The following is a 10,412-nucleotide window of genomic DNA, read 5'->3' as shown; positions in this document are numbered from 1 at the left end:
CGCTCGGCTACATCAGCCCCGTGCAGTTCGAGGAGCAACATATCCGGCCCATGGTCAAATCAGCAGTCTGATTCTGTCCAGCACCAGGGGCCCACTCCAATACGGGGTCAAATTTGCGAGCCGATTGACAATCAATTGGACTACGGAAAGGGAGCAGACGAAACTCCTGGCATGGCCAGGAAGGATCAGCACTCTCTTTGTCTTCGGCGCATCGATCCGACGAGGAATATGCGACGGTTCTACGTGCTCTCTACCCAGCCTAATCTGTTCGGTGGCGTCTCACTCGTGCGAAATTGGGGACGTATCGGTACCTTTGGGCAGTCGATGGTGGAGACGTTTCACGATGCCGAGGACGCGGACGAAGCCCTGAATAGGCTCGAGCGCGCCAAGAGGCGGCGAGGCTATCGCGAGACCAGCGCGACCGAACGCGATTGACCTGGGGCGCTGGCAGCGCACCGTTCGCCTATCGGAGTTGAGCCGCTGTAGCGCCCGTTTCCAGAAGAAAGGTCTGCACAATCCGGCCGATCCTTACGGCCTGGCCGATGTCCTCGGGGACAGTGGGATAGATATCGATCACCGGTTCGCCAGGGTCGTGCAGGAACTTCGGGATTAGCGTTCCGACACGCCGACGGCCCTCGCGCAGGGCATCCATCTTCTCGAATTCCTGGGCATGGAGCGCTTGTGAGATCAAGCCCTCGAACCGCTCGAACTCGACGACGTCCTCAGGCGTCAGAGCGGCTGGCGGCACGTAGAGCGGCATGCGATGAGCCGCCGGATTGCGCCGGGTCTTGACATCTCTCTCCCAGTCGCTGAACGGCTGCAAGGCGTCCGCTATAGGCTTCAGAGAGGGATCGACGGCGAAGTCCTGCTTGAACAGGCCGATCGACAGCGCGTTCTTGGCTTTCGTTGCGGCTGATCCGTGCTGATGCACCGCCACCCAGGCGTAGTTGTCAAGAAGGCCGAGGAGGTCGATGTAAATCGCGTTGAGGTCGCGGCAGACCCGGTCGGATTGCTCCTGCGATAATGGAACGGTCCGATTGGGTGGGACGACGGCCTGGAAGCTCTTGAACGATGAGTCGATCATTCGCAGGCGACGCATCACACCGAACCGGAGAAAGTGGGAAGCTTCTGGCTTGAATGCAATTCGCGACAGGAGGGTCAGGGCGTGTCCTGTAAGCTCAAGCAGCGCATTGTTCACTCCATAGATGTGATTCTGCTGCGCTTCGTGGATGAAATAAAGGTTGTTCTCAACGTTCCCTTCGATCAGGAAGGGAGCGGCAAACTGTCGATAGAGCTTTTGATATTCGACCTCTTGAAAGCCGAACTCATTAAAGGGCATCGTTGTCTCGCGTGTCGTTGAAATTGCCTCGACGATTGCTCGTCCAGGTTCCATTTGAAAGTCGCCATCAAAGATTTCATTCGGCTCCGGCCGAGCCTCGGGGTTTTGCGAGCCAACGGGTCGTCTAATAGCTCAGCGCGGAACTCTACGCTTTTGGTACCGGTCCGGATCAACTAGGCGGGAGGCGGCGCGGCGTCCGAAGCGCGAGTGGGCTTGGGCTCGGCGTGGGAAGAGTTTGAACCCGCTGCGGCCCCCTCGACGGTCTTGGGCTCCTCCTTCAGAATTGAAGATTTGAGCTGCGCGATCCGCTCCTCAATGAATTCGTCCGTAACCTCTACCTGAAGCTTTTCGGCGATGAAGTGGAGCCGTGCCTCGCACTCCCGGATCAACTGAGACCACGTCTTGACCCAGACGACGTGCGTCTCTTTTTGGATGAGGATGCCCGACGGGCGTCCTTGCTGCGTGATGCGTTCACGCACGTCGTCCTCGTATTCGCCTGTCACGAGGAAGAAATTCCAAAAGGTTGATGTGCTGTGAAAGTCGGGCTGCCTTCGGACCGCGTTGACATAATCTTCAAGCTGGTCGGTCTCCTTGCGTCCGATCTTCAGCGAAGGCCTCTTTAATTCGATCAGAAGGAACTCGCGGTGGAGTTGATCCTGGTGCGGCACGATACGACCCAGGAATGAATCCACGCGCCCCGACGACCCGTCAGGCTTCGTAATCTTCCTCTTCCCCCTGTGTCCCGTGAGCTCCTCGGAGACGCGCTGCATCACTCGCGAGAGCCCGGCCTCGGCGAGCGTGATGTGGAAGTTCTCTCCAAATATCCACGTGTTGGCCTGCACGAGGACGTCGAGTTCACCGCGCTCCTTGACGGTGCGCCGGTGCGTCGGATTGAAGACGATGCTTTTGAGGACCTCCAGGGCGACAACGCGGTCCGCTATCAGCGTCGACGCTGAGATGATGTTGCCCAGGTTGGTCTTCTGCAGCAGGCTCGAAAACTCGTCCTGACGATTTTTTGGCAAGTTGAACACGTGGTGCAGGATGTTGTGGATCGCCTCGGGATTGTGGCGCACCGCCTCGCGGAGGAGGCCGAGCGTGATCTTTTTCAGCGGGTTCTCGGCACGCTTGAAGTCGCGGGAGTAGGAAGAGACGGCGTGGATTGCGATATCGAGTACCTGGCGCTCACGCTTCTCTACCTCGTCCTTCGGATCACCTTCGTACGGATAGACGGGTTGATCGCGCCCGCGAACGTACAGCATCTGTCCGTTCATGATGTCGAGGATTGCCTCCGGCACGCGCCGCGAGGCTACTCTCAAGGCGCCAATCAACTGGCGGCTGCTTCTGTACCCTATCCCGACGGGCTCGGCTTCTGTTCGCCCCTCGATCCAACGGGCGACGGGGCGGGCCGCGCCACCCGCGACGGCCGTGAGCGCGATCCGCGCCATGTCAGGTTTGTTCGCGAGCAGGCGCGTGACCATTGCTTCAATACGCATTGCGCGGCTCGTGTGTGCGGCCAATGCTTCCCTTGTGGTGGCATCGTCTTCGCTCACCACCTGATGCGCTTCGTCGATTATCATCAAGCGCATCCGCTGGGTTAGCAGGTGACCGACGTACCGCAGGAGCGCTTCGGCCTTTTCAACCGTTGCAATCAATACGACGGCTCTGTCCGCCGTTAGCCAATAGTCCGTAATGCCCCAATCAGCGCCGCCGTACAGGCCGGTGACGATGAGATCGCCGCCGAGCTCCGCGGTCAGTTTTGTCTCGACCTCGCTCGCGAGTGCCCGGGAGGGGACGAGGTACAATGCAAGCGGCGCCTCGCCCGGCTGCACATCGACAAGGAGCAATTCCTTTACGAGGGCTAGATTTGCGACGAGTGTCTTGCCGGAGCCGGTCGGCGTGCAGAGAGCGAAGCTGCTGTTTGCAATGAGTCGCTCAAGGCCTTGAACCTGCGATGCCCACAGCACGCCACGTCCTCTGGCGAACTGCTCGCGAGCGAAGCGCCACATGCGGGCCTGTTGGTTCGGTGTGTTTTCTGCAAGGCGCCGAACGCGCCCGTGCAGGCTGCTGTCGGCAAAGCGCTTCGCCGTGGATTCGATCAGATTGATGAGTATCCAAAGCTCCTCGCTGGAAAGCCGGGTGGCCAGCATGTTTAGGTTTGAAAGCTTATTCAGCGCCTGCTCGACCCGACCTTGGCTACCTCGTCGAACGGCATCGCCGAGGAGCCCGACGACACGTATAAGCTCCACGAGCACGTACCACCCGACAGGACTTTCGCGGCGGTCAGCTTCCCGACGCTGCGGACTTGCGGCATCCTCGTCGTTCGCCGGGTCGTCGGTCTCATCGTCCGCCAGGTCTGCGGCGTCGAGGACCCCGGCTGAACCGGAGCGGCCTGTCAGCTCCGGATGATCCCTCCAAAAGAGGGCGCAGTGCTCAAGCAGACTGTCGAAATCGGCGCTCAGGAAGTCCGCGAAAATCTCAGCGATACCGGCGCCGTATCGCCCCTGACGCAGCAAGCTCGTCGCCATCGCTGGCAAGCCAGCAAGCTGGTATGCCCCCGCTGCGAGAAGCGCCACCGGAACATCTCTGGTGACGGGGTCGGAGGATCGAGCCAACCATTCCAGTAATTCGGCCGCTCGACGATAGCAGGCGAGTGAATCCGGCGACGCCTGACCGTCGACTTCGCGGAGGATTGATGCGGCGTGCAGCATGCGACGTGCGTCGGCGAACTGCTCATGCGACTCGCGTTCGGTCCATCCAATGGGCGGAACCTGCCAAGAGATCTGGAGGCTACGAACAAACAGCCGGGCCTGCGTCGGCGTGAGCTCGTTCTCCGTCGCACGAGTCCTGAGACTCAGCGCCAGTTCGCGCCTTTGTTCGTCTAGCCTAGCCATCAGCGACCGCCCCACAACGAGCGATACAGGCTTTCTATGAGATCGACGCCGCCCTCAAGAACGAGCTCGACCACCTGCAACGGACGGCCGGCGGTGTATTCGACCGGGTGCGAATTCGTTGGAAGGTACGTTTGCCCTTGCGCCCGGCGGGCGGCCCTGTTCCCTGCCACAAAAACAAGGTCTGTTCGCGGGAGGGGATTCCCGCCGATGAGCAACGCTCTATCGAGGGAGACGATCGCCTCCGCATAGTGGTGGCGCGCCTTCTCGCACAACAGGCGGTGCATCTGCTCCAGACCTTGGGGGGTTGGAAGCCCTCGATTGATCTCGTTCCAGACACCGTCGTTGCTTCGCACCCGGGCGCCAGCCGGACCTGTCCATTCGCCGAACATCATCGTGTCCATCACGCTCGGTGTGAGATCGGCGCGCCACTTGGCTTCACCCGCGATGAACCTGACGACCTCGCCGCTGGCCGGGTCTATGGCTAGGGCAATGAAGTCGTTTCCGTGCCGGCCGGAGATTTCCCGCACGCGAGGGGGATCACGCGCCAAGTCGAAGATGTAGGCCTCTGCTTCTGCGTGGTATCGAAATAGGAAAACCGGAATGGTCCACTGGTGTCCGCCGATAAACTGGTAGGCTTGGGTCATCAGCCCGGTCATGACCTCCCCAAACAGGCCCTTTTTTGCCGTGGACGGAAGACAGGTGGGATATTGAGCATGAGCGCCCGGAGCCCCGGCATCGGGATGCAAGTCGATGCGAGCAGTGCGGTGGAAGACCTCGCGAGCATCGAGATGGGCTGACTCGAAATAGGGGCGCAGTTCGTCAACAACGGCTTGGTCGTTCGGGATGGCCTGTTCGAACAGCAGATGGCCATAGCTTCCGTTCATCCGCGCAGATCCCCGAAGCCACCGCTGCAGCAGCGGCATTGGAGGCGGGCAATTGTGCATCATTCTCGTTGAGCTCCAGCGCCAACTGCACAAGAGGGCGGAATCGCCAATCCGCGGCTATCTCGAGGCACCCGGGCAGACCTTGACTTACAATGCAAATGCATTACATGGGATGGCGCGACGACGCAAGGAGACGGCTATGGCCAAGACCGCCGAAATCCTCGAGATCCCCGCGACCATCACAGACCGCGGCCAGACGACCGTGCCCGCCGCCATCCGCAAGATGCTCGCCCTGGGAAAGCGCGACCAGGTCGTGTTTCGCGGGCTGGCGGACGGCACCGTCCTGATTTCGAAGAAGCAAGCGCGTGCGGAGGAAGGCGATCCCGTGATCGGCAAGTTTCTCGAATTCCTGGCGCGCGATATGACAAATCAGCCGGCGCGGATCCGGCCGGTGCCGAAGTCGCTGGTCGCGCGCGGCAAGGGCCTGGTCAAGGGCGTCAGGGTCGATCTCGACGCGGCTCTGCCGGAAGACGATGCGTGAGCGACGACACCTTCGAGGTCAACGGGTGGACGGTCTACGCCCATCCGGTGTTTCTCGACCAGCTCGAGGCTTTGATCGCGGCGGTCGAGAAGGCGCGCAAGAAGGATCCGAAGGGATACAAGAAGAAGCGCGCCGCAAAGCTCCTCGCGGCCGTGCTGAAGGTGGCGTTCGAAGATATCCCTGGCGATCCGACGCGAGACGTCTATCGGCAGGGAGGCACGCTCGGCGAGGATTATAAACACTGGTTCCGCGCCAAATTCCTTCAGCAGTTTCGCCTGTTCTTCCGCTACCAGCAATCGGCGGACTCCAGCATCATCGTCCTCGCATGGGTGAACGATGACTCGACGCTGCGCGCCTACGAGAGCGCGAACGACGCCTATGCTGTGTTCAGGAAGATGTTGGACCGCGGAAACCCGCCAGATACGTGGAAAGACCTCTTGGCCGCAGCCAGGACTGGAGAGTCAAAGCGTCGACTGTCGCGCTCAACGCGCGCGAGATAAGGTCAGCCGCCGTTGTTGCATCACAAGCTTCGATAGAGACTATTCGCGGCGCTCTAGCCGGCTTTCAACGGGAGAGGTCATCGGAAAGGGAGTATCCTCGAAATGCCTACCATCAAGCTTTCGGCCACGCCCAAAGGCAATGGCTATCAGGCGACGGTAACGTTTCCGGATGGCGTTTCGATCAGCTCAGCGGAAACTTGTCCGACGATTGGCGAAGCTATTGCCGCCGCCGCGATGAAACTACTCGACATGCCTGATCGTCTTGCAAGATTGGATCAAACAGGCGGTTGATCAGAACCTGTTGGCGAGGTCGACGAGGACATCGCCGTGGCACGCGGTCCACATTCATTGTTCTTTTTTCCGCTCATGCTCGAAGGCCCCGCCATTGGGCGAGGCCTTCGTCGCAGGCGCCTCAGTCGCGGCTCGGGCGGGACCAGATGAGGGAGAAGCCCTCCTCGCCTTCGACCTCGACCAGCGTCGCGTAGATCGGAGCGGGGAAGCTCGGGTCGTCCAGCTTGACCGAGTGGTACTCGCGGCCCGTGTCCTGGGACTTCTTCTTCCACATGGCGCCGAACTCGATGTTCGCGCCTGCGAAAATGCGGTAGTCCGGGGCCTTGTCCGAGCTCCGCTCGGCCGGGACGATCTTGGTCTTGACGGTGCCGAGAGCGAGGGTCTTGACGGTACCGACGAAGCCGTTGCCGTTGGCGGTGAAGTTGCCGATGGTAGCCATGTTCGTGTCCTCTTTCGGTTCTCGGGCCGCGACCATCGCGACCTCGATGGCTGTCGTTGGCCGGAGGCGATCGGACCGATCACCCGAAGGGCCGCAACGCAGTGGAGGACGGACAGGGCGACGCTTTCTTGTCTCGCGAGGAATGGGCGCGCAGCGTCCAGGGGAAGAAAGTTGAGAGCGGCCGTTGCGGTCTTGAGATCGAGACGGAGCGTAGCGAACGCCGGCCTCCGGATAGACATGCCAAATCGAGGACGCAGTGGACGCGTCAGACCAAACGATGAGGAAACGTTGCAACCAGTGGCACCCCACACCGCGGAAGCTTCTGGGCACACCGCTGAAAGAGCCTCGCACGCACCGTCCACGGCTGCTTCTGGCCAGCGATTCGGAAAGTGCAACTGAACACGTGCGGTCGCAACTCATACGTCACCGTGCGCCAAGTGAAGACTGGTACACCCAGACACAGACCGACGTTTCGGACAACCACGCGACCCGTACTCGGCCATCTCGCGGCGGCCCAAAGGCGGGCGGAAGGATGTCTGATCCCCGGTCGCCGGCGGACGGTTGACGAAACACACAAGAAAGGCCCAGCCGCGAGGCTGGGCCTTCGTATGTCGAAGAAAGCGGGCGATGAACGCAAGCGTGGATGGCGGGGCGCGTTACGCAGCTTCGCCGATCTCGACCGCGTTCGGTTGGAGACCATGCAAATAAGTCACTGCGCGCTGCGCGTGCGCGGATGCCGAGAAGATGAAGCGCTTGTCATTGGACAGGACCTCCAGCCATGAGGCGAGATAGCTCGCGTGGTCAGCCCGGGGCTCGAGCTCGGGCACGACACCGAGGTCCGCGCTGAGGAAGCAGGCCCCGAGTTCAGCGATAAGCTCTTCGCGGGCGCGCTCGCTTCGGTCCTTTGCATAACGGCTGAGATCGCGATTGACGCGATGCGACGGCGCGGTCCAGTGAACACATTCGTGCGCGAGCGTGGCCGCGTAGCTCTCCGCGTCACGGAAGCTCTCGAACGGCGGCATCTGGATGACGTCCAGCGACGGAGCGAAGAACGCCTTGTCGCCGCCGTGCCGGATCGTTGCGCCGGTATTGGCGAAGAACGCGTCCGCGTGTGCGAGGCGTTGTGCCGGCGGGGTACTCGGAGCAGCGGACTTGTAGTACTGCTCTGGCAGGCCTTCGATCTGGTCAACGCAGAAGACCGTGTAGGCCCGCAGGAACGGCACTGACCGTTCGACATCGTCGCCTTTGTCGTCCGTCTCGGTCTTGGTGATCTTGTTGGCGTAGACCACCATCGTCCCGCTCTCGCCCTTGCGGATATGGCCGCCGAGTTCGAGCGACTGCTTGAACGTCATCCATGTTGACGACGCAAAACCACGCGACACGGCTTCGGACCAGAGCAGCACGACGTTGATGCCTTGGTAGGGCATCCCGTTATATCGCAGCGGTCGCGTGATGCGACCGGCGGCGTTGGCCGCATTCCATGGCCTGACCCACGGCCGCACGCCACGCTCCAGGTCGGCGACGATACGATCGGTGATACGCGTGTAAGCGTCGGCGCGCGGCTTTTCTTCTTTCCTGATCATTTCTATAACCTCCGTTTCGGAGGCCGCGCCTGTCGCGGCCCCTCACGGGGGCCGTCGCGGCGGCGCCAGGCGCTCGCGCACCCGAAGGGCCGCAGCGCAGCGGAGGACGGCAACGCCGTTGCGCGTGCGCCGCAACCGCCGCAGGACCACAAACCGGGAGGGCCGCGTGGCGCAACGTTTAGGTTTTGCTTGATTCCTCCGGCGACATGAAAAAGGGCCGGTCTTGCGACCGGCCCTGAACGTTGCAATGGGAGAAGGCGGGGCCGAAGCCCCGTCGTGACGGTTAGTCGAAAGCCGTCATCTGGGCCACGGCGGCCTTCTTGGAGACGGTTTCACCGGCGTGTTCGACTTGCCGCTCGAAGGGCTTCCACGCCTCGCCGATGACCTGCTCGTAGGCTGCGACGGCGCCTTCGGCCGCCATACGGAGCGCGTGTGCCTGCAGGCCCATGTCGGCTGCGAACTCGCGCTTGCGCTGCGACTGGCTGTCAAAGCCGACCGGACCGTCGAGGTCCTCGTCGCGGACGTCGTTGGCGAGCTTGGCGGTGGCTTCGCGCGCCTCGGTCACGGCGCGGGAGTAGAATTGGCCGGCGCCATGGGCCGAGCCGACATAAGCGCCGACGATGCGCTGCAGGTGGATCTGCATCGCGCGGTCGCTAAGTCCGTCCTTGAGGGCGTCGGCGGTCTCGACGATGAGCCGCTCGTGCAGGTCACGAATGCCGTCGCTGTCGAGGATCGCGAGGCCAAAGCTCTCGGAGATACGAAGTGCCTGGGGGGAGTCGGGGCAGGCGAGGCGGACCATTTCGAGGGTCGTGCTGCGGCGAAGCGGGATGACACGAGCGGGGGCGCGAGGGGAACGGGCGGTTTTGGTCATGATGAGATCCTTTCTCGGTTTCACCTCGGGATGCGATCGGGCCCTTTGACCGTCGCTCTCTCGGGTGCGGTCGACCAGAACCGGCGATAGCGGGCCGCTTCAGGGGGCGGTGGCTGCCAGGGCGAGCATGGGCGGGTTGCGGCCGAGCGGGCCTTTTGGCCTGCGAAGGACGCGGCCCCCCATGACGAGACGGCGGCCGCCGATCGCTTGCGACTTGCCCTTGAAGCGGACCGCGGCCGGTTCAGACCGCAGCACAAACCGAGGGAACGACGGCCAAGGGGCAAGCCCGCCGCCGAAACCGTGAGAAGTCTTGCCAAACCGGCGGGCTCTCTACCGCGGCAGCAACGTTTGCACTCGCCGCTTACGCTTCGATTGGTGCGGCCCTCCGCCTCCCCAACGCTACGCAGCGGAAACGCGAAGGCGCGACCGAAACTCGGCAATCGCCTTCTCCTGCCGATCGAGCTTGCGCGTGAGAGCGTCGATTTCGCCACGGCGGGCCAGCGTGAGTTCCGCGATATGCTCCTGAAACAGCCGCTCATCGCCGTTTGTCCAGCTCGATGTGCCGCGGCCATTGTGCCGGCGTTTCGCGCGATCGGTGATCGTCAACCGTTCGGCGCGTGACGCGATCTGACGCTCGATGATGCCGAGCTGGCGTTGCGTCTCGGCTTGCGCGACGTCCATGCGCGTGAGTGGCAAACGTCGTCCTGGAGGCTCGATCATCGCACCATCCCCGCGGGCCATAACGGGAAGACGGATTCGTCCGGCAAATAATCATCCGCGAGTGAGATGGCGGCGATGGATGATGCGACGTCGTCCCCGGCGACCGCCCAGTCGATAAGCCCCGAATTGCTGCCGGCGTGTTTGCGCATATTCGGCGTGAGGATGCCGTCGAGCGCGTCGGCGATGGCGCTCTCTGGATTGTGGTGCGCGTGCACCAGGAGGTTCACGAGGACGAGATACGCTTTCATGATCGGGACTCCTTTTTGTCCGCGTCGATCGGGGAAGGTTGCGGCGCGTGGATGGAAAGACACACGGCGCGCTTCCAAGCGTCGGAGCCGGTGAAGTGTCGTCTG

General features: G+C 62.1%; 12 protein-coding genes. 4 read left to right on the top strand and 8 right to left on the bottom strand.

The window, feature by feature from the left end; genetic code table 11:
• The first annotated feature begins 171 nt into the window (after positions 1-171).
• Positions 172-435, top strand: coding sequence for a WGR domain-containing protein (locus B2M20_RS18190; protein WP_079448416.1), 264 nt, complete (start codon positions 172-174; stop codon positions 433-435).
• Between the two features lie 28 nt (positions 436-463).
• Here B2M20_RS18190 and B2M20_RS18185 read toward each other — a convergent pair whose 3' ends face one another.
• From B2M20_RS18185 to B2M20_RS18175, 3 genes are all read right to left on the bottom strand, one after another.
• Positions 464-1,339 carry a hypothetical protein gene (locus B2M20_RS18185; RefSeq protein WP_079448432.1) on the bottom strand — a complete coding sequence of 292 codons (876 nt, stop codon included), beginning with the start codon at positions 1,337-1,339 and terminating at the stop codon, positions 464-466.
• 173 nt (positions 1,340-1,512) lie between these two features.
• Positions 1,513-4,230, bottom strand: a complete 2,718-nt coding sequence (locus tag B2M20_RS20460) for a DEAD/DEAH box helicase (RefSeq protein WP_079448431.1) — start codon at positions 4,228-4,230, stop codon at positions 1,513-1,515.
• Positions 4,230-5,114 carry an aminotransferase gene (locus tag B2M20_RS18175; RefSeq protein WP_338013182.1) on the bottom strand — a complete coding sequence of 295 codons (885 nt, stop codon included), beginning with the start codon at positions 5,112-5,114 and terminating at the stop codon, positions 4,230-4,232. Before B2M20_RS18175 ends, B2M20_RS20460 begins: the two co-directional genes overlap by 1 nt.
• A 199-nt stretch (positions 5,115-5,313) precedes the next feature.
• Between B2M20_RS18175 and B2M20_RS18170 the strand changes: the two genes are divergently transcribed.
• The 3 genes from B2M20_RS18170 (at position 5,314) to B2M20_RS18160 (ending at position 6,446) form a co-directional block, all read left to right on the top strand.
• On the top strand, positions 5,314-5,655 hold the full coding sequence (locus tag B2M20_RS18170) for a type II toxin-antitoxin system PrlF family antitoxin (protein ID WP_079448414.1): 342 nt from the start codon (positions 5,314-5,316) through the stop codon (positions 5,653-5,655).
• Positions 5,652-6,155 (top strand): type II toxin-antitoxin system YhaV family toxin, encoded by a 504-nt coding sequence (locus B2M20_RS18165; protein ID WP_079448413.1) that lies wholly within the window; start codon positions 5,652-5,654, stop codon positions 6,153-6,155. The genes B2M20_RS18170 and B2M20_RS18165 overlap by 4 nt, the downstream gene beginning before the upstream one ends.
• Positions 6,156-6,257: 102 nt before the next feature.
• A complete protein-coding gene (locus B2M20_RS18160; protein ID WP_079448412.1) occupies positions 6,258-6,446 on the top strand; it encodes a hypothetical protein in 189 nt (62 codons plus the stop codon).
• A 121-nt stretch (positions 6,447-6,567) separates the two neighbouring features.
• Here the strand turns inward: B2M20_RS18160 and B2M20_RS18155 are convergent, their stop codons facing one another.
• The 5 genes from B2M20_RS18155 to B2M20_RS18135 all read right to left on the bottom strand — a co-directional run bounded on the left by B2M20_RS18155 (position 6,568) and on the right by B2M20_RS18135 (position 10,307).
• A complete protein-coding gene (locus tag B2M20_RS18155; RefSeq protein WP_079448430.1) occupies positions 6,568-6,921 on the bottom strand; it encodes a DUF736 domain-containing protein in 354 nt (117 codons plus the stop codon).
• A 620-nt stretch (positions 6,922-7,541) separates the two neighbouring features.
• Positions 7,542-8,468 (bottom strand): ArdC family protein, encoded by a 927-nt coding sequence (locus B2M20_RS18150; RefSeq protein ID WP_079448411.1) that lies wholly within the window; start codon positions 8,466-8,468, stop codon positions 7,542-7,544.
• A gap of 283 nt (positions 8,469-8,751) precedes the next feature.
• Positions 8,752-9,339, bottom strand: coding sequence for a hypothetical protein (locus B2M20_RS18145; protein ID WP_079448429.1), 588 nt, complete (start codon positions 9,337-9,339; stop codon positions 8,752-8,754).
• A gap of 399 nt (positions 9,340-9,738) precedes the next feature.
• Positions 9,739-10,059, bottom strand: coding sequence for a hypothetical protein (locus B2M20_RS18140; protein WP_079448410.1), 321 nt, complete (start codon positions 10,057-10,059; stop codon positions 9,739-9,741).
• Positions 10,056-10,307, bottom strand: coding sequence for a hypothetical protein (locus B2M20_RS18135; protein ID WP_079448409.1), 252 nt, complete (start codon positions 10,305-10,307; stop codon positions 10,056-10,058). The genes B2M20_RS18140 and B2M20_RS18135 overlap by 4 nt, the downstream gene beginning before the upstream one ends.
• Positions 10,308-10,412 lie beyond the last annotated feature (105 nt).

This window comes from Nitrobacter vulgaris, assembly GCF_002028545.1.
GTDB lineage: Bacteria > Pseudomonadota > Alphaproteobacteria > Rhizobiales > Xanthobacteraceae > Nitrobacter > Nitrobacter vulgaris.
The sequence above is the reverse complement of the archived record's forward strand: the minus strand, read 5'-3'. Positions and strand labels throughout refer to the sequence as shown.

What these genes read in the sequence shown, in the direction of transcription:
- B2M20_RS18140 (WP_079448410.1), bottom strand. Translation starts at nt 10,059, where the DNA reads ATGATCGAGCCTCCAGGACGACGTTTGCCACTCACGCGCATGGACGTC.
- B2M20_RS18190 (WP_079448416.1), top strand. Translation starts at nt 172, where the DNA reads ATGGCCAGGAAGGATCAGCACTCTCTTTGTCTTCGGCGCATCGATCCG.
- B2M20_RS18185 (WP_079448432.1), bottom strand. Translation starts at nt 1,339, where the DNA reads ATGCCCTTTAATGAGTTCGGCTTTCAAGAGGTCGAATATCAAAAGCTC.
- B2M20_RS18155 (WP_079448430.1), bottom strand. Translation starts at nt 6,921, where the DNA reads ATGGTCGCGGCCCGAGAACCGAAAGAGGACACGAACATGGCTACCATC.
- B2M20_RS20460 (WP_079448431.1), bottom strand. Translation starts at nt 4,230, where the DNA reads ATGGCTAGGCTAGACGAACAAAGGCGCGAACTGGCGCTGAGTCTCAGG.
- B2M20_RS18175 (WP_338013182.1), bottom strand. Translation starts at nt 5,114, where the DNA reads ATGAACGGAAGCTATGGCCATCTGCTGTTCGAACAGGCCATCCCGAAC.
- B2M20_RS18145 (WP_079448429.1), bottom strand. Translation starts at nt 9,339, where the DNA reads ATGACCAAAACCGCCCGTTCCCCTCGCGCCCCCGCTCGTGTCATCCCG.
- B2M20_RS18160 (WP_079448412.1), top strand. Translation starts at nt 6,258, where the DNA reads ATGCCTACCATCAAGCTTTCGGCCACGCCCAAAGGCAATGGCTATCAG.
- B2M20_RS18170 (WP_079448414.1), top strand. Translation starts at nt 5,314, where the DNA reads ATGGCCAAGACCGCCGAAATCCTCGAGATCCCCGCGACCATCACAGAC.
- B2M20_RS18150 (WP_079448411.1), bottom strand. Translation starts at nt 8,468, where the DNA reads ATGATCAGGAAAGAAGAAAAGCCGCGCGCCGACGCTTACACGCGTATC.
- B2M20_RS18135 (WP_079448409.1), bottom strand. Translation starts at nt 10,307, where the DNA reads ATGAAAGCGTATCTCGTCCTCGTGAACCTCCTGGTGCACGCGCACCAC.